This window comes from Dietzia timorensis (assembly GCF_001659785.1).
In the GTDB taxonomy this organism is placed as follows: domain Bacteria; phylum Actinomycetota; class Actinomycetes; order Mycobacteriales; family Mycobacteriaceae; genus Dietzia; species Dietzia timorensis.
This window is the reverse complement of the sequence record NZ_CP015961.1, coordinates 1,667,953-1,690,161: the sequence shown is the minus strand read 5'-3', so window position 1 is coordinate 1,690,161 and position 22,209 is coordinate 1,667,953. Positions and strand designations below refer to the sequence as shown.

Annotated in this window: 18 protein-coding genes; 9 read left to right on the top strand and 9 right to left on the bottom strand. The window is 63.4% G+C overall.

Annotated elements, in window-relative coordinates; genetic code table 11:
* Positions 1 to 22: 22 nt before the first annotated feature.
* On the bottom strand, positions 23 to 835 hold the full coding sequence (locus BJL86_RS07720; protein WP_067471581.1) for a hypothetical protein: 813 nt from the start codon (positions 833 to 835) through the stop codon (positions 23 to 25).
* A gap of 1,048 nt (positions 836 to 1,883) precedes the next feature.
* Here BJL86_RS07720 and BJL86_RS07715 point away from each other — a divergent pair.
* On the top strand, positions 1,884 to 3,422 hold the full coding sequence (locus BJL86_RS07715; RefSeq protein ID WP_067471584.1) for an RNA polymerase sigma factor: 1,539 nt from the start codon (positions 1,884 to 1,886) through the stop codon (positions 3,420 to 3,422).
* A 40-nt stretch (positions 3,423 to 3,462) separates the two neighbouring features.
* Here the strand turns inward: BJL86_RS07715 and BJL86_RS07710 are convergent, their stop codons facing one another.
* The gene (locus BJL86_RS07710; protein ID WP_067471587.1) at positions 3,463 to 4,131 is read right to left on the bottom strand and encodes an NAD(P)-dependent oxidoreductase; all 669 of its coding nucleotides are present in this window, start codon (positions 4,129 to 4,131) and stop codon (positions 3,463 to 3,465) included.
* Positions 4,131 to 5,054, bottom strand: coding sequence for an EamA family transporter (locus BJL86_RS07705; RefSeq protein WP_067471590.1), 924 nt, complete (start codon positions 5,052 to 5,054; stop codon positions 4,131 to 4,133). Before BJL86_RS07705 ends, BJL86_RS07710 begins: the two co-directional genes overlap by 1 nt.
* An 80-nt stretch (positions 5,055 to 5,134) precedes the next feature.
* Between BJL86_RS07705 and BJL86_RS07700 the strand changes: the two genes are divergently transcribed.
* The gene (locus BJL86_RS07700; protein WP_067471593.1) at positions 5,135 to 6,010 is read left to right on the top strand and encodes a LysR family transcriptional regulator; all 876 of its coding nucleotides are present in this window, start codon (positions 5,135 to 5,137) and stop codon (positions 6,008 to 6,010) included.
* A 25-nt stretch (positions 6,011 to 6,035) separates the two neighbouring features.
* On the opposite strand, the gene BJL86_RS07695 is transcribed toward BJL86_RS07700, so the two are convergent.
* Together BJL86_RS07695 and BJL86_RS07690 are read right to left on the bottom strand one after the other, a co-directional pair.
* Entirely contained in the window at positions 6,036 to 7,769 is a 1,734-nt protein-coding gene (locus BJL86_RS07695) for a DEAD/DEAH box helicase (RefSeq protein WP_231887108.1), read from the bottom strand.
* 148 nt (positions 7,770 to 7,917) lie between these two features.
* A complete protein-coding gene (locus tag BJL86_RS07690) occupies positions 7,918 to 8,196 on the bottom strand; it encodes a DUF3039 domain-containing protein (RefSeq protein WP_067471681.1) in 279 nt (92 codons plus the stop codon).
* An 85-nt stretch (positions 8,197 to 8,281) separates the two neighbouring features.
* Between BJL86_RS07690 and BJL86_RS07685 the strand changes: the two genes are divergently transcribed.
* The 4 genes from BJL86_RS07685 (at position 8,282) to BJL86_RS07670 (ending at position 12,137) form a co-directional block, all read left to right on the top strand.
* Entirely contained in the window at positions 8,282 to 8,791 is a 510-nt protein-coding gene (locus BJL86_RS07685; RefSeq protein WP_067471603.1) for a DUF3099 domain-containing protein, read from the top strand.
* Between the two features lie 61 nt (positions 8,792 to 8,852).
* Positions 8,853 to 10,436: a DUF7782 domain-containing protein gene (locus BJL86_RS07680; protein WP_067471606.1), complete on the top strand. Its 1,584-nt coding sequence runs from the start codon at positions 8,853 to 8,855 to the stop codon at positions 10,434 to 10,436.
* A 17-nt stretch (positions 10,437 to 10,453) separates the two neighbouring features.
* Positions 10,454 to 10,906: a D-aminoacyl-tRNA deacylase gene (gene dtd, locus BJL86_RS07675; RefSeq protein WP_067471609.1), complete on the top strand. Its 453-nt coding sequence runs from the start codon at positions 10,454 to 10,456 to the stop codon at positions 10,904 to 10,906.
* Between the two features lie 262 nt (positions 10,907 to 11,168).
* A complete protein-coding gene (locus tag BJL86_RS07670; protein WP_067471612.1) occupies positions 11,169 to 12,137 on the top strand; it encodes a sigma-70 family RNA polymerase sigma factor in 969 nt (322 codons plus the stop codon).
* A 111-nt stretch (positions 12,138 to 12,248) separates the two neighbouring features.
* Here the strand turns inward: BJL86_RS07670 and BJL86_RS07665 are convergent, their stop codons facing one another.
* The 3 genes from BJL86_RS07665 to BJL86_RS07655 all read right to left on the bottom strand — a co-directional run bounded on the left by BJL86_RS07665 (position 12,249) and on the right by BJL86_RS07655 (position 17,646).
* Positions 12,249 to 13,634, bottom strand: coding sequence for an alpha/beta fold hydrolase (locus BJL86_RS07665; protein WP_075844902.1), 1,386 nt, complete (start codon positions 13,632 to 13,634; stop codon positions 12,249 to 12,251).
* A 95-nt stretch (positions 13,635 to 13,729) separates the two neighbouring features.
* Complete coding sequence (locus BJL86_RS07660; protein ID WP_082908320.1) at positions 13,730 to 16,450, bottom strand: bifunctional acetate--CoA ligase family protein/GNAT family N-acetyltransferase; 2,721 nt, start codon at positions 16,448 to 16,450, stop codon at positions 13,730 to 13,732.
* A gap of 44 nt (positions 16,451 to 16,494) precedes the next feature.
* Positions 16,495 to 17,646, bottom strand: a complete 1,152-nt coding sequence (locus BJL86_RS07655) for an acetoin utilization protein AcuC (RefSeq protein ID WP_335672058.1) — start codon at positions 17,644 to 17,646, stop codon at positions 16,495 to 16,497.
* 359 nt (positions 17,647 to 18,005) lie between these two features.
* Between BJL86_RS07655 and BJL86_RS07650 the strand changes: the two genes are divergently transcribed.
* Positions 18,006 to 18,689, top strand: a complete 684-nt coding sequence (locus tag BJL86_RS07650; RefSeq protein WP_067471621.1) for a metal-dependent transcriptional regulator — start codon at positions 18,006 to 18,008, stop codon at positions 18,687 to 18,689.
* Positions 18,686 to 19,663, top strand: coding sequence for a UDP-glucose 4-epimerase GalE (gene galE / locus BJL86_RS07645; RefSeq protein WP_067471624.1), 978 nt, complete (start codon positions 18,686 to 18,688; stop codon positions 19,661 to 19,663). The genes BJL86_RS07650 and galE overlap by 4 nt, the downstream gene beginning before the upstream one ends.
* 7 nt (positions 19,664 to 19,670) lie before the next feature.
* On the opposite strand, the gene BJL86_RS07640 is transcribed toward galE, so the two are convergent.
* Positions 19,671 to 20,936, bottom strand: a complete 1,266-nt coding sequence (locus BJL86_RS07640; RefSeq protein ID WP_197487514.1) for a DUF4192 domain-containing protein — start codon at positions 20,934 to 20,936, stop codon at positions 19,671 to 19,673.
* A 231-nt stretch (positions 20,937 to 21,167) separates the two neighbouring features.
* Between BJL86_RS07640 and BJL86_RS07635 the strand changes: the two genes are divergently transcribed.
* Positions 21,168 to 22,130 carry a proteasome assembly chaperone family protein gene (locus tag BJL86_RS07635; RefSeq protein WP_067471628.1) on the top strand — a complete coding sequence of 321 codons (963 nt, stop codon included), beginning with the start codon at positions 21,168 to 21,170 and terminating at the stop codon, positions 22,128 to 22,130.
* The last annotated feature ends 79 nt before the right edge of the window (positions 22,131 to 22,209 follow it).

Here is a 22,209-nt window from a genome sequence, read left to right as displayed (position 1 = left end):
CGGCTAGATAATGGCTCAGGTTTTACTGCTGAGCCGGCAGCATAGCGGCCAGCTCCGGGGGAAGCTGGATCAGTCCGTTCTGGACAGCCCAAGCGCCACCGCCCGCAGCGAGCGCGGCAGCAATAGCGAGTCCACCGCCAATAGCCAGCGAGCCGAGGTCCGGGCTGGGAACCGATCCGAGAGCGCCGGGGGTGTCCTCGCAGAACCCGGCCTCGGCAAGGCCTTCACCGGTCAACGATGCCGCATTGACGACCTTTTCCCCCTGCCCGGGCGCCCCGGTGGTCGACGAGTACGAGTATCCGAGCGATCCGTTCGCGGGAACTTCCGGAATCGTGAGGGTGATCGTATTGCCTTCGATTTTTTCCGTCACCTTCTCCCGAATGTCGACGCCAACCTTCGGTTCTGCCGTCAGGGAGTACTTGCCGACCGCAATACCGAGCTCAGGCTGCGGATCGTGTGCCTTTACCTCCTTCAGCTTGTCGTCAAGCTTGAGAGTGATTTTGACGTTCTTGAGCGGCTTCTCGGTCGCGAAGGCGATGCGAGCGTTCTGACCGCCGGTACCACCCCAGCCATCGACACGGAAGTAGGCCTTATCCTTCTCTTCCACGACACCGGTGCGGGATGAGACGTCTGCGTAGGAGTTACCTTCGACTCCGTCCTTTGTGGCTGTAGTTGCGAGCGCGCACGATTGCCCCATGATCGAACCCTGAATCGCCTCCGGAGAAAGCGATCCCATTTCGACCGACTGGGCACCGGCGACGGGAGCCGAAAGCGCGGATCCGGCGAGAGCAACAACGGGGGCTACGGCCAGCATGGACCGACGCGAGAATTTCATAACCATTCCTTCATGTTGTCAGGTTTAGCGCCTTTGTTGGCGATAAACAGTGCCTAGTGTCAACGTTGCGCGAAGCGTATTGCGACAGCACTGGGCGACACGTTAGCCCTGCTCTCACACATCGGGCGAACAACCCTCATTAGGTGGAACGTTACTCAGTTCAACTAACTATGTTACGAATGCAATCACTTATGTTGAGCTGAGTCGAAGGGGACGCGCAGGCATCACCAGAGCACAATCACCGCATATCGCTCCCCTGGTAGAACTCTGTAATCCTGAATTCTGAACCGAACCAGGTTTCATGCCACTTTCTTTCGAGCTGGAAAGAAGTAGATGACGAGTAGAAATTTCACCCTGCACTGCGTCAGCAGCCCGTGAGCCTGGCGATGATTCGTCGGGTTGAGGAGTCGTCGACAACCGCGGAGGTGCTAGCGGTGTCGCATCGAGTGAGCGTTGGGCCGGATCTCTGAAACGCGACCATCCGAGGTGAGAACAGCCAGCAGCCGCCTCACGGCCACAGCCGACGAATCCCGAGCACACCTCACTCGGAGTCCGGCACGAGCCTGTACCTCAGTGCCCCAGAACTGAAGTTCCTGCAGCGCGTGAGCGCCCTAGTTCGATGCGACCAATGACGGATCACCGGCTTCCGACAGGTTCGGGTCAACGCCCAATATCGCTAACTGCACTGTGGCGTGTCGACTTGATTCCAGCGACGAGCGGAACCACCCCGGGCGGAGTGATACTCAATAGCGCCACCTTGGCGTGCTCCGGCGTGTTCAGCTAGATGTGCCGCACGTGGCAGCGCGCGGGAGCGATGATCTCTCGCAGCGATTTTCTGCGGGTACCCAAACGTGGCCTGCTGCAGTAATGTGGGTCCATTGTAGCCTTTCTAGCAGGGCAGATACTTTAATGTGCGCAAAGCTCGTTACAATGTCACGCAGAGATCAAGCGCCTGGGTTATTGGGCGCTTTTTGCGCGCGGTTTCGTCGACACTCGCATTCATCGCGAGCACGGCGCTCCGCGCTGCGGTGAACGACTTTCTTCAGCGATGTACAAAGGGGCATGCGTGGTAGCCACCGATAGCGATACTTCCACTCAGACGTCGGCAGAGGTCGACGCGGGATCCGGAAGCGCGCCGGCTAAGAAGGCCGCCCCCAAGAAGACGGCGGCCAAGAAAACTGCGGCGAAGAAGACTGCGGCGAAAAAGACCGCGGCCAAAAAGACGGCGGCGAAAAAGACCGCAGCCAAGAAAACCGCCGCCGGCGCTGCGAAGGCGACCGCGAAGAAGGCCGCAGCGAAGAAGACCGCGGCCAAGAGCGCGGCGGCCAAGGACGCCGATCCCGCCGAGTCGACGGCTATCGATCCAGCCACCGAGCAGGACGAGTTCGCGGACAACGACGACGCCGACGTAGAGCCTGACAGCGGCGAGCTCGCCGAGGATCCGGCGATCGAGGATGACGCCGACATCGACGAGGACGACTCCGACAACGACAATAAGGCCGTCGTCACGCCCAAGAGCGCAGTAGAGGCCGAGGAAGAGGATCCCGAGGCCGACGCAGAGGTCGAGAAGAAGCCGACCGCTAAGGACAAGGCTTCCGGCGACTTCGTCTGGGACGAGGAAGAGTCGGAGGCGCTGCGCCAGGCTCGTAAGGACGCCGAGCTCACCGCCTCGGCGGACTCGGTCCGCGCGTACCTCAAACAAATCGGCAAGGTCGCGCTGCTCAATGCGGAGGAAGAAGTCGACCTCGCCAAGCGCATTGAGGCCGGACTTTACACCACTCACCTCGTCAAGCAGATGGCCGAGGACGGCAAGAAGCTCACTCCGCAGCAGCGGCGCGACTTCCGCTGGATCGAGCGCGATGGCGTGCGCGCCAAGAACCACCTCCTCGAGGCTAACCTCCGACTGGTGGTCTCCCTCGCCAAGCGCTACACCGGGCGTGGGATGGCGTTCCTGGATCTCATCCAGGAAGGTAACCTCGGTCTGATCCGCGCGGTGGAGAAGTTCGACTACTCCAAGGGTTATAAGTTCTCCACGTACGCCACGTGGTGGATCCGCCAGGCGATTACGCGCGCCATGGCCGACCAGGCCCGCACCATCCGTATTCCGGTGCACATGGTGGAAGTGATCAACAAGCTCGGCCGTATCCAGCGTGAGCTGCTCCAGGACCTCGGGCGCGAGCCCACACCGGCCGAGCTCGCCAAGGAGATGGATATCTCCGAGGAGAAGGTCATGGAGATCCAGCAGTACGCGCGCGAGCCGATTTCCCTCGACCAGACCATCGGCGACGAGGGCGATTCCCAACTCGGCGATTTCATCGAGGATTCCGAGGCCGTCGTTGCTGTCGACGCGGTGAGCTTCACACTTTTGCAGGATCAGCTCGGCTCGGTGCTGGAGACGCTTTCCGAGCGCGAGGCCGGGGTCGTACGCCTGCGTTTCGGTCTCACCGATGGTATGCCGCGCACTTTAGACGAAATCGGGCAGGTCTACGGAGTCACGCGTGAGCGTATCCGCCAGATTGAATCGAAGACTATGTCGAAGCTGCGGCACCCGTCGCGCTCCCAGGTCCTACGCGATTACCTCGACTAGATCCGGATCCTTCACGCGGACGCGACGCCCTCGCCTTTCACTAGGCGGGGGCGTCACTCATTGCGGTGACGTGACGAAGTCCTGTCGGCTTGTCGATTTCGTCACAGGCAACGATCGCGAGGTCTGCAGAGGTGATCCGCGAAACGCCGCTCGAGGACACGAGAAGCTCGTCGCCCCCGCGGACGACGGCATTCGATCCTTGCCCCGGCTCGAACTGTGCTGACGGACTGAGATAGACCCAGTTCCCGTCCGGGAATGAATAACAAACCGCCAGTTGAGCGAGGCTCGCTCGCGCGACTGATTTCCATTCCAAAGGCACGAACTCGTCGTTCTCAACCAGACGTGACTCGGGATCACCGGGGACCTTTAACGCGCCAGCGCCACCCACGACGACTACTCGGAGCTGCAACGACGCGGCTGCTTGCAGAACGTTGTGCGTCATGGGCACGATATCCATCTCGTTTCCGGAAGTGGGACGGCCGGCAAGCACGATGACGTCGATCCCCTTCAGCGCCCCCACAATCGTCGACGGCTCACGAGCGTCGAGCAACACGTGGTGCGCCATCGATTCGAGCCTGTCCGACTCTGGTCGGGATCGCGACGCACCGATGACCGAGTGCCCTCGGGCGAGTGCCTCGTTCGATATGGCGCTACCTGCCATTCCGGTTGCGCCTATGACGAGTATGCGAAGTCGGTTCACGATTGCCATCACCGAACCGCCTCCAATTCGCGCGCTGGTCCGGTCGAACGCCTTCGTCCGGTCAATTGCCCCGAAGCCATGGCAGACAAAGCCACGGCGAAGCCGGCCACCTGGAAGACGGTGAGTTCTTCACCGGCGACGAGCACCCCAAGCGTCGCGGCTACGAGCGGTGACAAGATCCCCAATAGCGATGCCGCGGTCACGGGAATACGGCGGATACCGGCGAAAAGAAACGTATATGTCACGAGGGCTCCTGGGATCGCGAGCCAGAGATAGCCGCCAACCGCTCGAGCATCGATGCCGGAGGGAACACCTTCGAAGAGAAGGGTAGGCGCGAGAAGCACGAGTCCGCCGGCCGTGAGCTGCCACGACGCGATGGTCAGGCTTCCAACATTTGGCATACTTCCCCACCGTTTGGTGAGAACGAGTCCAGTGCCCATCGCGACTGCTGCCAGAAGGCCTGCACATATTCCCAGTGGGTCCAACGCGGCGTCCGGTCCAATAACGACTAGGCCGACCCCGAGGACGCCCACTACTCCCCAACCAAGACGCCATCGTGAGAGCTTCTCGGACAACAGAGGGACGGTGAGAACGGCGACGAAGACGGGCTGGGCGGCGATGAGCGTTCCAGCGACGCCGCCGGGCAGCCTTTCCGCGGCAACGAAGAGTAGTGGAAAGAATGCGCCGATGTTGAGCGCTCCCAGCAGTCCCATCCGCCACCACCAACGTCCGCTCGGTAGCTTGCGAACGATCAGAAGCCCGAGGAGGCCAACGGGAAGTGAACGCATGAGGGCTGCGAATAGCGGCCCATCAGGCAAATATTCCGTGGTCACGAAGTAGGTCGTGCCCCATGTGGCCGGGGCGCTGGCGGCAAGAAGCGTCCACCCGAGTAGGCGAGGGGCCGGAAGGTCGAGTTGTCGTATCAGTTGCATACGAAAACTATCCGTTCACCACTACGGATGAGTCCAACACATTGTTGTCATCGTATCGATCGACGTGGAAGATTGATCGCATGGAGCTGCAACAACTCAGGTATGTGATCGCCGTGGCCGAAGAGGCGAACTTTACCCGAGCTGCCAAGCGTTGTTTCGTGGTGCAGTCCGCGTTGAGCCACCAGATCAAGGCGCTGGAGTCCGAGTTGGGCACGGACCTGTTCGCACGAACGAGCAGGCGTGTGGATCTCACTCCCGCCGGTGCCGCGTTCCTGCCGCACGCGCGGCGCGCGTTAGAGAGCGCGGAACTCGCTGCGCAGGAGGCCGTTGCGGCTCACGGGATCGTTAACGGTGCACTGAAAATCGGAATGATTCCCACGGTGAGCGCGGTAAATGTGCCCGTTCTACTTCGCCATTTTCACGAATCATTCCCGCAGGTGAATACCTCGCTGTCCGTCCGGGCGAGCGACGACATCGTCGAGTCCGTGGCCGATGGAGCGCTCGATGTCGGCGTTGTCGGCATGCCCCGAGGTCGCGCCCCCAAGGGCGTCGAATCGGCACATCTCACGACCGAACGGTTAGCGGCGATTGTTCACGCCGGCCACCGTCTTGCTCATCGAGAGTCGGTCGATCTCGCGGAGTTGACGGAAGAGGTGTTCGCCGACTTCGCCACGGGCGGGGCAGGTCGAGAGCAAAGCGATGTCGTCTTCGTATCCGCCGGCATCGAGCGCAATGTGCGATTCGAGGCGGACACTCCGGAATCCCTTCTCGGGCTCGTACGGGAAGGGTTGGCGGTGTGCCTGTTGTCGCCCGAAGCAATTTCCGATTCGACAGGAGTTCGGGCGATCGCAGTGAACGGCGGGCCCGAACGTACTCAGTACCTCGTGTGGAGCCGGTTCAATCCGAGTCCAGCCGCCCGTGCGTTCGTCGACTTCGTCGAGGAGCCGCAGACTTGAGCGCATCGCCGTCCGGCGTCATAAACTACCAGCGGCGTAGCTCGGAAATCCGAGACCGGATCTCTTCTACCGAGGCCATCGGCACCGGCGGCCCGCCGCAGCTCGCGCGGAGCTTGTTATGGATCGATCCGTGCGACATGTTGAGGCGCTTCGAATAGACCGACACAAGCGTGTTGAGCTCCTTGCGCAACTCCTTACGCTCGGCGGCGGTGTTCGCACCGCCCGAGGCCGGCGAGACCGGCTGCGGCGGAATCATGTCCGCGGCGTTCGTACCGGACGATGCGATGACGGCGGTGTTGCCTGCTGCGGCACTGGCCGCCGCCTCACCTCTAGTGGATTCCGCGGCGATCTGTTCCTTCTCGCGTTTGCGCAGCAGGGCCTTGACGTCGTCCGCGCCGAGGAGACCCGGGAGACCAAGGTAATCGGCCTCGTCCTCACTTCCGGAGAATGTGGCCATGCCGTACGAGGACCCCTCGTACACGACCTGATCGAGCTCGGCATCGGCGCCGAGGGACACGTAGCCCTTTTCTTCTTCGTCCTCGTCCGGGTGGTCCTGCGTGGCATTCGCGGCGGCGAGAGCCTCGTCGTCCCAGCCTTCGGATTCGCGGTGCGGCTTGCCGAGCACGTGGTCTCGCTGAAGCTCCATCTGCGAGGCGAGATCGAGGAGCACCGGTACCGAGGGCAGGAATACCGAGGCGGTCTCGCCGGGGCGGCGTGCGCGAACGAAACGGCCGATCGCCTGGGCGAAGTAGAGCGGTGTGGACGCGCTTGTCGCGTAGACGCCGACACACAGGCGGGGCACGTCGACGCCCTCGGACACCATACGCACGGCTACCATCCAACGATCCGTGGATTTGGAGAACTGCTCGATTCGGGACGAGGCTCCCGGATCGTCGGAGAGCACTACGACGGGCTTGTCCCCTGTGATCTCCTCGAGTAGCGCGGCGTAGTCTCTCGCCCGCTCCTGGTCGGTGGCGATGACCAGGCCACCCGCGTCGGACACTCCTCCTGCGCGTACCTGCTGCAGGCGCGTGTGCGCCGCCTGCAGCACCGAGGGCATCCAATCGCCGTGCGGGTCGAGCGCGACGCGCCAGGCCCGTGCAGTCTGCTCGGCGTTGAGCGGTTCGCCCAGGCGCGCGGAGAACTCCTCGCCGGCGTTGGTGCGCCAGCGTGCCTCGCCCGAATATGCGAGGAAGACGACCGGGCGAACGACGCCATCGGCGAGCGCATCGGAATATCCGTAGGCGTGGTCGGCGACCGAGCGCATGTGGCCCTCGCCGTCAGGCTCGTACTCCACGAATGGGATGGGCGAATCGTCCGACCGAAAGGGCGTTCCGGTCAACGCCAGGCGGCGTTCGGCGTCGGAGAATGCTTCGCGGATCCCGTCGCCCCAGCTCTTCGCATCGCCGCCGTGGTGGATCTCGTCGAGAATGACAAGCGTGCGCTTGGCTTCGGTGCGCACGCGGTGCTTGTAGGGCATCGCTGCGACCTGCGCGTAAGTGACGACAACGCCATGGTATTCGGGAGGAAGAGCGCCGGAGGCGTTGGAGTATTCCGGGTCCAGCACGATCCCAGAACGCGCCGCAGAAGCGGCCCACTGGAACTTGAGGTGTTCGGTCGGCGCGACGACGGTCACCGTGTCGACGGTCCGGTCGGAAAGCAGCTCGGCGGCGAGGCGCAGCGCGAATGTCGTCTTGCCGGCACCCGGCGTAGCCACGGCGAGAAAGTCCTTCGGACGTGCCATGAGGTACTTGCGCATCGCCGTGCGCTGCCATGCACGAAGGTTCTGCTGCGGCGGCTGCGAAGCGGTGGCGGACGTGCTTGGGCCAGCGTGAGTCAAACTACTTCACCAGGATTCTTTCGCCTTCGGGGAATTGGGAAACGTGCGGTGTGTCCGTGCGCGGAAACTAGGCGCCGCCACCGCCGAAGGACTCGTAGATTTCCTTGCACTCGGGACATACGGGCGAGCCGGGCTTCGCCTGCCGCGTAACCGGGAAGACTTCCCCGCACAGAGCCAAGACAAAGGTCCCCAGGACCGCACTCTCGGCGATCTTGTCCTTGTTCACGTAGTGAAAGAACTTCGGGGTATCGTCATCGGTCCGGTCGGTCTCGGAGACCTCCGGCCTTTCAATCGTCTTCGTCGTAGTGCTCGTGCTCACGCGTTCAATTGTGCCGCATCGGAGCATTAAATCGCCAACCCCGAAGCTCACCGTTCGCCCGCCCGCAACGTGGGCGAAAGCGCGTGTTTCGGGTCGGAGTAGCCTGGGCGACATGGCAACGTCGCGGCGCGGCCACGATGGCCGCTTCCACCGCAAGGACGAGGACGACACCAGCTCCCCCGTCCTCATTACCGCTGCGAGAAAACCTTACGAAGAGGAATTGGCGGACCGAAAACGCCGCTACTTCTTCCTCATGTCGCTGCGCATCCCGGCCCTGCTTTTCGCGGCCATCGCGTTCATGATCTGGGATAACGGGTGGATCGCGCTCGCGATCATCGCCGGATCGATCCCGATTCCGTGGATCGCGGTCCTCGGGGCGAACGACCGCCCTCGCCGCAGCAAGAAGGAGCCGCGCGGATACGCCCGAGGTTCGCTCCAGACGACTCCGTTGTACCGGCAGATCGGACCGGGTGGCGTCGTGTACACCTCCGCCGGCACTCAGGCGTCGGATACGGCCACGAACCATGATGCGCCTCGCTACGTGCGTCCCCCGGACGACAACATCATCGACGGCGACTCCGATACCGGCGCCGACGGCGATCCTCCCGGCACTTCGCGCTGACCGCGTCCCCACCGGCCATCCGGCCTCAACGATTTTCGCCCGACCTCCCGCGAAAGGCCCCATGACCACCGACACCACGCTCCTCGCCTCTGTGGCCCCAGCCCTTCGCGATGCGTTCCTGCAGCACGACTACACAGTCGACGGGCTCGCCGCCGCGCTCGGCGATGCCGGGGTTGCCGCTTTGGGCCGGTCCGACGCCGCGTCCACGGCGAGACTCGCCTCCGATGCCGGCCCACGCGGGGAACTGCTGCGCCTGTTCGTCCTCGGCGAGGCGCTGTCGCGCGAAAAGATCGCGGACCTGCTTCCCGAACTCGACATCGATCTCGCCATACGCTCCGGATTGCTGGATGACGTCGCCGGCACCGATGTGCTCCACGCCGGCGTTGATCTCCGCCCCGTGGACACCGGAAGCGGCGCCCAGTGGGTCATTTCCGACCGCGACGGATCCATGGTGCGCGTCGAAACCAGACCCGACCACGTGCTCGGTGTCGGCCAGGCGAGCTTGTCGCTCCTCGGCATCACGCCACCCGGGCGCACTCGTTCCGTACTCGACCTCGGCACCGGGTGTGGAATCCAGCTTCTCGCCCAGGACTCCGAGCGCCGCGTGGGCACCGACATCACCCCGCGATGCCTCGATTTCGCCGCGGCAACAGCTGCGATCAACGAACTCGACGTCGACCTGCGCAACGGCTCGTGGTTCTCCCCCGTAGAAGGCGAAACCTTCGACCGCATCGTCGCGAACCCGCCTTTCGTCATCGGCACCCCGGAGATCGGGCACTCCTACCGCGAATCCGGCCTCCACCTCGATGGCGCGACCAAACTCGTCACCGAGCAGGCGTCCGAACATCTAGCGCCCGGAGGCGTCGCGACGCTACTCGGCTCGTGGGTATTGCAAGAAGGCGAGGACTGGCGCTCGCGCCTCGCCGACTGGATTCCCGCCGAGGGGGTCAGTGCCTGGGTGTTACTCCGCGACATCTCCGGCCCCGAGCACTACGTGTGGACGTGGCTCACCGACGAGGGCGCCGACCCGCGGACCCCGGAGTTCCGGGACTCCGCTGCGCGCTGGCTCGACCACTTCGCCACCGAAAACGTCGCGGGCCTTGGCTTCGGCTACATCTATCTGCAGGCCATCGACGGCCCCTCGGAGGTCGTCTGCGAGGAACTCACCCACCCGTTCGATCCGGGCCTGGGCGCCGAGGCGCTCGCCCACTTCGCGCGCGCCGACTGGCTTCGCGACTGCGACGAGGCAGACGTGGACGACTGCGTCTTCGAGATCGCACCGTCCGTCGTCATATATGAATCGCAGCGTCTCGGCAGCGCATCCGGCCGCGCAGGGGTCGGCCCTGCGCCGGGCGAGTCGGACTCGTGGTTCGTTGTCGAGCGGGCCTCCGGTCCCCGTTGGCGACACGAGGTCGATGCGACGATCGCTTCGGTCCTACGCGGCATCGAGCAGGGTGGCCTGCCGTTGGCGGAGATCGTCCAGCTCGCCGCGCTGTCCCGCGGACTCGACGAGCAGACCGCCGGCTCGGAGATCCGGTCGATAATCGTCGACCTTTTCCGCCACGGCATCGTCGTGCCTCGCAATGCCGAAGGGATGTGCCTCGAGGAGAGGTGGCCGGCCCACGACAGGCGTTCCAGCTCGTAGAACTTAGGGGAGGCAAAATGAAAGCAGTGCTCACGCGGGTGTCCTCCGCTCGCGTCCTCGTCTCTGGCGAGGTTGTCGGCGAGCTTCCCGGGCCGGGACTCCTGGGACTCGTCGGCATTTCCGTCGATGACAATCGAGCGGACGTCGCCACCATGGCGCGAAAGATCGCCGAGCTCCGCATCCTCGCCGCCGACGAGGCGGACGGCCCCGCCGAGGTTTCAGCCTCGGACATCGGCGCCCCCGTGCTTCTGGTCAGCCAATTCACGCTCTACGGGGACACCCGAAAGGGGCGCCGGCCCTCCTGGCAGCAGGCGGCTCCGAGCGCCGAAGCCGAGCCCCTTTTCAACTCCCTCGTCGAGGAGTTACGCAAGCGTTCACTTTCCGTTTCCACTGGCGTTTTCGGGGCGCACATGTGTGTCGAATCAGTAAACGATGGACCGTTTACTGTGCTCGTGGAAACCTCGGCGTAACTTCGTCGACTCCCGCACGGCGAGCGTGCCCGAAATGAGACACACCTCTCAGTCACTTCTCAGCGCCTACTACTCGCGTAAAGAAGGTTGAGGGTATTGAATTGAGGCCAATCGGGAACAAAGCGGGACCAGATCTCGTTGGACTCTTTGAAGACCTTCTCGGTTATTCACAAACAACCGGCCGAGCCGGGAAAACAATAGGCAAGTTTGTCTGCTTGCAGGTCGGCGGCCGCAGCCAGCGGCGCGCGCCATAGGAGGAGTAATGACGTCAGCCACCACCCGCCAGGACGCCCGTAAGGAATTTGAAGCAGAAGGACAGGGCCCCTCAGCGGACCTGGTTCGCGTTTACCTCAATGGAATCGGCAAGACGGCACTCCTCAACGCAGAGGACGAGGTCACGCTCTCCAAGGCAATCGAAGTCGGCCTCTACGCGCAGCACATCCTCGACACGAAGAAGCGCATCAGCCCGCAGCGTCGTGCCGACCTCAAGACGATCGTCGCCGAGGGGCAGTCCGCTCGCGCGCATCTTCTCGAAGCAAACCTCCGCCTCGTGGTTTCGCTGGCAAAGCGCTACACCGGCCGCGGCATGCCGCTCCTCGACCTGATTCAGGAGGGCAACCTCGGCCTCATCCGCGCTATGGAGAAGTTCGATTACGCCAAGGGCTTCAAGTTCTCGACCTACGCGACGTGGTGGATCCGGCAAGCGATCACTCGCGGTATGGCCGACCAGTCCCGCACCATTAGGCTCCCTGTTCACCTCGTCGAGCAGGTCAACAAGCTCGCACGGATCAAGCGTGAGATGCACCAGCAGCTCGGCCGCGAGGCGACGTTCGAGGAGCTCGCCGAGGAGTCGGGCATTGCCGCGAACAAGATCGAGGAGCTGCTCGACCACTCCCGCGACCCGGTCAGCCTCGATATGCCCGTCGGCGCAGACGAGGAGGCGCCTCTCGGGGATTTCATCGAGGACGCCGAGGCGATCAGCGCAGAGAACACCGTCGTCACCCATGTGATGCACTCGGACGTGCGCGAGGTTCTCTCGACCCTCGAGGAGCGCGAGCAGCAGGTCATCACGATGCGCTTCGGCCTCGACGACGGCCAGCCCCGCACTCTCGACCAGATCGGCCGCCGCTTTGGGCTTTCCCGCGAGCGGGTGCGCCAGATCGAGCGCGAGGTTATGGCCAAGCTCCGCGACGGAGACCGTGCGGAGCGCCTGCGCTCTTACGCCTCGTAACCAAGACGTCCGGCGCCCTGAACTGGGCGTCGGTAACGAACCACCAATGGATGACGCCGGGGTGGGAATGCTTCGAAAGCACTCCTGCCCCGGCGTTTTTCTATCTCGCCGCTAGTGGCATCCCCCGGCAACTGGTAGCCCGTTGAACCGGTCTAGCAGGAAGCCGACACCGAAAGGCGCGCCTGAGGCCGCCTGGATGAAGTGGTTGTAATCCCCGATCGGGGGCATGAAGTCGTCGCGGTAGACCACGTTCGCGCCCGCACTGCACCACAGGCCGGCCAGGTCTTTCGACTGCTGGTAATCGACGGTCGGGTCGTGGGGCCCTGCGACAATCATCGACGGGGCTTCCGGTGCACGTTCGCCCAAGCGCTGCTCTTCCATCGCGGCCCTACCCGCCGGGATTTCGTCCAGCAGCTCATCGAGCTTCTGTCCCGAGAGGGTCCACTCTGCCGTCGTGCGCCCTCCGTATGCGTCGTTGATCTCATCGGTGCACATCGTCGACAATTCGTCGAGCGCGTCGTACCCGGCTGGCGACAAGTTCGCCGCAAGGTCGGTCTCGAGATCCGGATATCGATCGACGAGTCCGTTGATCGTGAAGCCGATGGCGCCGGTGAGATCCGAACCGTCGATGTGCCGCTGCACCGCATTGAGATCGGCCGGAGGCGCGGACGAATACGTCCCGGCAACATTGAGGTCCGGCGCATACTCCGAGGCCGACTCCGCGGCCGAGGCCGAAGCGCCACCGCCCTGGGAGTGCCCGTAGAACGCGACCTTGCCGAACTGGCCGCCGCGCTCTCCGACGAGATTGCGCGCAGCCCGAGCCGCATCGAGCATCGCATGGGCCTGTTCGGCCCGGTTCATGTAGGTGTGGATACCCGGCGTGCCCATCCCGATGTAGTCGGTGACGACCACCCGCACCCCAGCCGTGGCGAACACCCAGTCGTAAAGCCCTTCGAGCGCAACCTTCCTACCTGATTGCAGCGGGTCGGGCTGATTATCGAGCGGCCAGTTGCGCGAGGGCGCGCATTGATCGCCCTGCCCGATCGTGCCACGACCGATAACGACGGTCGGCCGCTCCCCTGCGCCCGTCCAAGGCACAGTGGGCTCGACGACATATCCACTGACGGGCACTGAACGGCCGTGCGTATCCGTCGTCGAATACATAATCTTCTCGGCCGTATCGGGAACGCTGAAGTCGAGGCCGTTGAACACGGGCGCATACGGCGCCTGAAGGGTGCGGAGCACCTCGCCCGGCGCACCTGCGGCGAGCCCCTCGGTCTCATAGAAGGGGTCAGTGTCGCCGTTTTGGACGCTGGGGGCGAGCCCGGACGAGCCGAACTCTACGCTCCCCTCGGCCAAGGCGTCGCGGGCAGGAGCGAACGGATCGGCGACGGCAGCGGGTACCGAGGTGGCAATCAGCCCGGCACCCGCGGCGATCGCGCAAAGTCCCCGGACGGACCGGCGACGGAAATCTAAGAACGTGTTGCGGTTTCTCATAAACAGATTATGTGCTGTTCGCCACACCGAAATCTCGAAATTGCTCATATTCGGGACAATATTTTGAACAAAGGTCCAGATCTGGATGCCCAGTTCTAGCGAAGCCTTCTGGGCCCAACCTCGTTCCCCCGCCGAGGAGCAGGACCGAGCAGGATTTCTGCATAGAGTACGGCTGCCTCGGTGGCCCCGGCCAGCGCGGGTTCCACCAACGCAAGGCGCATCTCCGGAATCTCCTCCGCGAGCACGGAAAGTCGCACCATGAGTTCGACGATTTTCTTCTTGTTCGCCGGCGCCTCTCCTGAGATGCCGTCAAGGATCGGGGCCGCGGCCGGTCGGTGCAAAAGCTCATCCGCTTGCGAGGGCGTCAGCGGCAGAGCAGAGTACGCGCGATCGCCGAGCATTTGAGTGATCATTCCCGAAAGGCCGAACGAAATGAGAGAGCCGAAAATCGGGTGGTCCCCCACCTTCATAGTCACGCCGGTTCCACGAGGCGCCATCTTCTGCACGTGTATCGGTCCGCTGCGCCCCGCCGAGGAATCCAATTCCTCGAACGCCCTCCGCACGGATTCCGGATCGCCGATGTCCAGTCGCACTCCGGACATATCGCTACGCCTGCGCCACTTTTCGCTCATCGCCTTGATCGCGACTGGGTACCCGATTTCCTCTGCCGCATATGTTGCCTGTTCGGCATTCTGGACAACGCGATACTCGACGATGTTGATGCCGAAGCATTTGAGTAACTGTCGAGTCTGTCCCTGTGACAGCTTGATGTCGCCGCTGGCGGCCCTGCGGGTCCAGATCGAATCGACGAGCTCCCTCGCCCTCGAGATGTCCACGTCGGACACCTCCATGGGCTCTTCGGCGGGGCGCGAGAGCCACCGCTGATATGTAAGCGCACGGCTCAGCGCGGAAATCGCGCGCTCGGGGTACCCGTACGAGGGAATCGAGCCGCGCAGTGGTTGCCCCCGCTCATCTCGGACCGTGAGCCCCTCCGGCAGTCCCTCGACGGCGAGGAAGGTACTTGCCACCGGCTTCGTCGACTCCCGAGCCGCCTCGCGGATCGCTTCCGCGTACGCTTCGACGTTGCGTTGGACGGGAGGTACGAACACCGCAAGCACTGCATCGACGCCGTCATCCTGCACCGCTTCGGCCACCGCACGGGAGAACTCTTCCGGTGCGGCGGCGGCGCCGAGGTCCACCGAATTGACGACCTGGAGGCCTTCTCCCTCCGCGGCGTCCGCGCCGAGGTTGGATACCGCGGTGGAGTTCGCGACGATCGCCAATCGTGGCCCCTCGGGCAGGGGCTGATATGCGAGTAGCGCCGCGATGTCGAACATTTCCGGCAGCGAGGTCACCGGGATCAGGCCTATATCGTTGTAGAGCTCGTTCGCCGCCTGTGGCGAGATGTCAGCGAACTGCCCCGCAGCGGCGTCGGACGATCGGTGCACCACGACGACGGGCTTATTGCGCGCCACCCTCCGGGCGATGCGCGAGAACTTGCGTGGGTTACCGAACGATTCGAGGTACAGCAGGACGACCTCGGTATCGACTTCGGTGTCCCAGAATTGGAGCAGGTCGTTGCCCGACAGATCAGCACGGTTTCCGGCGGAGACGAATGTCGACAAACCGAGCCCTCTCCGCATCGCGGAATCGAGAATCGCGATGCCCAGCGCACCGGACTGGCAGAAGAACCCGATTTTTCCCGGCGCCGGGATGCGGTTGGCGAGTGTGGAGTTGAGCCGGATGGACGGATCGTTATTGATGACGCCGAGCGCGTTGGGGCCCACCACGCGCATTCCGTGCGCGCGCGCCTCGGCGACGAGCTTGCGCTCGGAAACGATGCCCTCCCCACCGACATCGGAAAACCCGGCAGAGATCACCACGAGTGTCGACACGCCCTTGGCGAGGCAGTCCTCGAGAACCTGCTGCATCGAGCCGGCGGGCACTGCGACGACGGCGAGGTCGACCGGGTCCGGGATGTCGCTCAGCGCTGGGTATGCGCGGATGGACAGGATCGAGCGGGCATCGGAGTTCACCGGATACACAGGCCCCTCGAAGCCCGTGTCGACCAGATTCTTCAGGACCGCATGGCCGAGTTTGCTCGGTTGATCGGATGCACCGATGACGGCGATCGAGCTCGGATTCAGGACTCGGGCGACGCTGCGAGCCTCCGCGGCGGCTTCCCGAGAGTTCCGCACCGAGGTGAGCGCATCGCTGGGGTCGATGTCGAACTCGAGGTGGATCGCCGAGCCGTCGAAGCTGCGAGATACGTCGTATCCGGCGCGCCGGAATACCTGAATCATCTGCCGGTTCTCCGAGAGCACCTCGGCCTCGAAGCGGCGTATCCCGCTCTCGGCCGCGGCGCCGGCGAGATGCTCGAGGAAGATCGACCCGAGCCCGCGTCCTTGATGATCGTCGGAGATCGTGAACGCGACCTCGGCGATGGGCGAACCCTCTTGGCCCTCGTACACGGCCATGCCGATGATCTCACTGCCGAGGAGAGCGACGAACGCCATACGGTTGACGTAGTCGATACGGGTCATTCGCTCGAGCTCGCTGTCACCGAGGACATTGTGCGAACCGAAATATCGCAGATATCTCGTGCGCTCGCTCAGCGTCGAGTGGAACCTCTGAAGTTCCTCTGCGTCCGAGGGGAGCACGGGGCGGATGCGCACGGCGCGACCATCGGAACCGAGAACGTCGGCCGCCCAGTCCGCGCGGTAACCCTCGGGCGGGAGATTCGCAGGGGATTCGCGCGGGGGTTCGTTTCCGGGCGCAGCCTCGATCTCATTGTCGGCGGCGGGTTCGTTTGCCATCGTCTATTCCTCCGAACGGTGGGCTGGCTCGAATTTCGATCGCACTAGTCTCGAGGGTCGTCGGGGTCCAGCCCCAGTGGCGGGAACGCTGCCCTCCTCGTATCGAGTATGGCTTGGTCCAAGCGTGCCATCGACCGATCGTCGGCCATCGCTACCGCAGCGCCGGGTCCGAGCTCCCACCGGGAGAATGAGGTGTCTCCGCCGTCACCCATGGTGGTGGGCACCTTCGATGGAGGCGCGACCTCCGCCGCGAGGTCGCGCCACTGCGTGGGTATTTCGGTGTCAGTCGGGACGTCGCGATCAAGCATTGTTGCGATGAGATGAGTCCACGAACGTGGGACGACGCGGGTGAGTTCGTACCCGCCGCCGCCCACGGCGATGATCTTGCCGTCGCACAGTTCATCGGCCAGCGCGCGCACTTCTCGGTAGGAGGCGCGGTGCCCGTCGACGGTAAGCGACAGGTCGGCGATCATGTCCTCCCGATGGCTGTCGCAGCCTCCCTGGAGCACGATGATCTCCGGTTCGAACGCACGAAGCGCGCCGGGGACTATCGCGTGAAAGCCGCGCATCCACTGCGAGTCCGTGGTTCCGGGCAGCAGCGGAAGGTTGACGACGGTCCCCTCGCTAGCTCCGTCGCCGATTTCCGACGACCATCCTGTCATCGGCCACAGTGTCGCCGGGTGCTGGTGCAGCGACACCGTCATCACGCGGGGATCGTCATAGAACGCGGCCTGGACTCCGTCGCCGTGGTGTACGTCGACGTCGACGTACGCGATTTTCTTCAACCCCTGTTCTAGAAGCCAATGAATGGCAATGGCGCAGTCGTTATACACGCAGAACCCGGCCGCGGCGTTGCGCATCGCATGGTGCATGCCGCCCGCAACGGAAATCGCTCTCTTCATCCGTCCTGACGCCACTTCCCGCGCTGCCGTGAGGGTGCTTCCGGCAATCGCCGCGCTCGCCTCATGCATGTGCGGGAACGTGGGATTATCTGCGGTACCAAGCCCATGAGGCAAGCCGGAGTGCTCGCCCGGTTCCATGGTCGACGCACTCTTGACCGCATCGACGTACCTTATGGCGTGAATTCGCAGCAAGTCCTGTTCGGTGGCTTCGCCCGGGGCAAGAATTTCGACTCCGTCGAGCACGCCGAGCGACGTCGCCAGCGACATCGTCAACGCCAGTCGGTGCGGGCTCATAGGATGGTCCTGCGAGTGCTTGTACTTGAGCAGCTCCGGACTCCACACGACCGACGCCGGCAGAGAATCCCCTTGTCCCCTGGCCACTAGCACCCCTCCCCACCTGCGGCATCCACCCTGCCCCAGTTCCATTCGACATCTCACTTCGAGTGACCTTCGTAACTCTAGTTCGCAACGGGCAAACATGAGGGACAACTCGGAATCTCCGAGGTCCGAACACTGTGGGAATAAGTAGCTAAGATGACGGTGTTCGACGAAGTAGATCAAACTACTTCGGCAGACTACGACTTTTTCCATTTCGGGTCGTTGTTACCTGTGTGAAGCGGTGGCGCCGGCGTGGTTTCTCGAAAGGAGCAAGTGTGAAGGACCTGGTGGACACCACCGAAATGTACTTACGCACTATTTTTGAGCTCGAGGAAGAGGGCATTGTCCCTCTGCGGGCTCGTATTGCGGAGCGTCTGGAGCAGAGCGGCCCCACGGTCAGCCAGACCATCGCCCGCATGGAGCGTGACGGATTGGTGTTCGTCGCCTCCGACCGGCATCTTGAGCTCACGGCCAAGGGCCGCGAGACTGCTGTCAACGTCATGCGCAAGCACCGTCTCGCCGAGCGCCTGCTCGTCGATGTCATCGGTCTCGAGCTCGAGAAGGTCCATGACGAGGCGTGCCGCTGGGAGCACGTCATCAGCGAGGATGTCGAGCGCCGCCTTGTCAACGTTCTCAACAAGCCGACTATTTCCCCGTATGGCAACCCGATCCCGGGTCTCGACGGGCTCGGCATCGATGTCGAGGCCGAGAAGAACACTTTTCCCCGTCTGGCAGAGATCCCGATGGGCCAGGAGATGGACGTCCGTATCCATGCTCTCGGTGAGCAGGTGCAGTCAGACTCGGATTTCTTCCACACCATCTGCGAGCTTGATGTCTCCCCGGGCTTCCCCGCCAAGGTCAAGCGCATCGGACACACGGTGACGTTGACAACCGACAAGGGAACCATCGAAATCGATCAGGATAAGGCGCACGCCATCCGTATCGAGGTCACCGAGTGAGGGTTCTCGTAACCGGCGGGGCCGGCTACGTCGGTAGCTGCTGCGCAGCGGAGCTGATCTCCCGTGGACACGAAGTAGTCGTCCTCGACGACTTGTCGACCGGGAACCGCGACGGAGTCCCGCCAGAAGCCACCTTCATCGAAGGCGACCTCATCAGTGACTCGGCCCGAGCGCTGGAGGGCGTGGATGCGGTGATCCACTGTGCGGCCCGCTCGCTCGTTGGTGAGTCCGTGGAACAGCCCGCCGAATACTGGCACGGCAACGTGGTTTCCACGCTGGCGCTGCTCGACGCGATGCGCGAGGCGGACGTGAAGAACATTGTGTTCTCCTCGACTGCCGCCACCTACGGCGAGCCCGAGCAAGTTCCCATTACCGAGGACATGCCGACCCGCCCGACGAACACCTACGGAGCGACGAAACTCGCCATCGACATGGCGATCACTTCTTACTGCGTCGCCTATGGCTTCGCCGCGACCAGCCTGCGTTACTTCAACGTCGCCGGCGCCCACCTCGGTTTCGGGGAGAATCGCGTCGTCGAGACCCACCTCATCCCACTGGTTCTCCAGGTCGCAGCAGGGCATCGCGAGAAAATCTTCGTCTTCGGCGATGACTGGCCGACGACGGACGGCACCTGCGCGCGCGACTACATCCACGTCGGCGACCTGGCGGACGCACACGTGCTCGCGCTCGAGAGCAACGCAGCCGGTGAGCACAGAATATTCAACCTCGGAAGTGGCGAGGGATTCTCGGTACAACAGGTGATCGACGTGTGCCGCACCGTCACCGGCCACGAGATTCCCGCGCAGGTCTCACCGAGACGAGCCGGGGATCCCGCCACACTCGTAGCCTCGTCCGAACAGGCTAAATCGGTGCTTGGCTGGCAACCGTCGCGGACCGATCTCACTACCGTTGTCGAGGATGCGTGGGAGTTCCTCCGCGCATTGGGCGACAGAGCGCACTCGGCGCACAGGTAGCGCCGGGCTACGCCGGGACCTGGTCGTCGACATCCATCAGCTCGGCGAGAATCGCGCACACCTTCTCCGGTGAAGTTCCTCTCTGGAGCAGCGACAGGATCAGCCTGTTGAAGTAGGGCATGAAGCCCGTCCGAAGCGCGGCTTCGAAGCATACGACGGCATGGATCCCGCTACCGCGGAGATAGTGGCTCGTACCGTTCAGCAGTAGCGCCCCTCCTCTCGCCCGGTCGCTGCCGCGCCGGGAGATCTCCATCAGCACGTCGAGATCTCCCGGTTCGGCCCCGAGATAATCGGCGTCGTCGACGTCAACCTCGAAATGCTCGTGGAGCGCGTTCGCGTACTGGCCGGCGACCATCTGCGTCAGTAGGTGGGAGCAGATCTCTGCCGACCCCAGGATCGACCCCGCCTCATTGAGCTCGTCCTGTCCGAAGGGTCTGGGCAGACGGGCGATTTCGCGCAACCGCTCTGCATATCCGTCCAGATCTGACGTGGTGAATCCGAACCCGTAGGCCGATTCCACCGGCTCGGCCATAATGTCTTCTCCAGCTTCGATGCGGTCATATACCTGCTCGATAGCGCGACGGCTCGAGTAGATCGGAATTCCGGTGGCGACTGTCTCCGCGGCGAGCTTTCCGGCTCGCGGGTCTTCCTGGACCCCGAGCTCGTCCGCCGACCCTCGACCTGGCCGCCATGGCGCACCCGCGCGAATCTCCTCCGCGAGCAATACGACCGTCAATTCCGTTCCGGCGAGTCCCGCGGCCGTTTCCAGATACTGCATAAAGGTGTCCGACACATCCCACCCGAGAGATCCCGGCGAGCACGCATCGGGCAGGAGAACGACGACGCACACACGATCCAAATTCTGGCTCGACAATAATGTTGCTACCTGGGCCGCGTACTCCCCTGCCTCCTCCGCGTCCCGTTCGAGGACCTCCGGCAACGGGATGGTCGAGTCGTCGAGCCTGTCCTCCAGGTAGTCGCGTGCCGCGTACGAGCACACCTCGTCGACATCCCGCGCCTCGGGTTCATGCTGGTGTAGATGCGCGCCGTAGAGCACGTCGAGAGGGATATCGATCCTCATGACCGGGGTCCCGTCGACACCGCCGCGGATACTGCCCACAATCACCACGCTGGGCGCCTCGGGCGTGAATTGTATGATCCCCGGAATCTCGGAAATGAGGTTCCCAGGCCTGGATATCGTCAGTGTCGGCCGCTCGAACCGGGGTCGCGCCTTACTCGTGTTCCGCTTCGCCGATTTCTTTCGCTTGTGCATGGTGAGTCGCATCCCTTTTCTCGTCTAGCCGGTGATTCCACAGTGTTCGCACCCTCTACGACGGCTTCGGCGGGCGGTCCGGCTCCCGAAGGCTGCGGGAAATGTTTCCGCGTGGAGGTGGAATTATTCCTCCAGCTGCGTCGTTGGACTAGGTAGTCCGCTTTAGTCGCGTCGGGGTTCTTAGCCCGTCGCCGCGGAACCGCAGAAATTAGACAGTTAGGACATCAGCCCATGAGCTCTTCGGAGAAGCTTTACGAACTGGTCTTCCCCACCCCGTCGCTGTCCGATGTGGCAGGTCGGGGCCCGATCCTCGTGCACGGTTTGGAAGGTTTTTCTGACGCCGGACGCGCCGTGCGCCAGGTGACGGACCATATTCGCGAACACAACCATTCGGAATTGATCGCGAAGTTCAATCCGGACGAGCTCGTGGACTACCGCTCCCGTCGGCCGGCGATGACCTACTCGTACGACCATTTCGTCGGGTACGACGAGCCGCAGCTCTCGCTACACGCGATTACCACGCCGGAAGATCACACCTTCCTACTGCTGTCCGGGTTCGAACCGGACATGAAGTGGGAGGCATTCGCCGCCGCGGTCACGCACCTGTCCGCCGAATTCGGTGTCAAGCTTGCGATCGGTCTCGGCTCGATGCCCCTTAATGTGCCGCATACCCGCCCGATCCGCTCGAGCGCACATTCCCGGGAGATCGAGCTTCTCGAGGGCTTCTCGACGTGGCCGGGCGAATTCAAGATCCCCGGCAGCGCGGACGCGCTGCTCGAGGTCAAGCTCGCCGAGCAAGGCTTTTCGACGATGGGCTTCACCGCGCACGTACCGCATTACCTCTCTCAGTCCGAATACCCGGCGGCGGCGATCCGCCTCGTAGAGGATGTCAACCGAATCTCCGGTCTCGACATCGCCGTCGGCGAACTGGAAACCGAGCAACGGAAGTTCGATGCGGCGCTCCAGGTCCAGGTTTCCGGGAACGCCGAGATCGGCCAAATGGTCGAGGGCCTTGAAAAGAACTACGACGAAATCCTGTCGGCACGCGAATCCCAGAACTCCCTCGCGCCGGCCGAGGGTCCGCTTCCGACCGGCGACGAGTTGGGCGCCGAGCTGGAGCAGTTCCTCATGCAACATGGCGACGAGGGCATCGACGGCGACGGACCGTTTGGCGGAACCGCCTCCGGTAACTAGTCCATCCGCCAGGACCCCACGCTCCAGGCGAGTCCACCGCGCTCCGCGCACGCTTCGGCGTCGCGGAGCGCTCTGCATT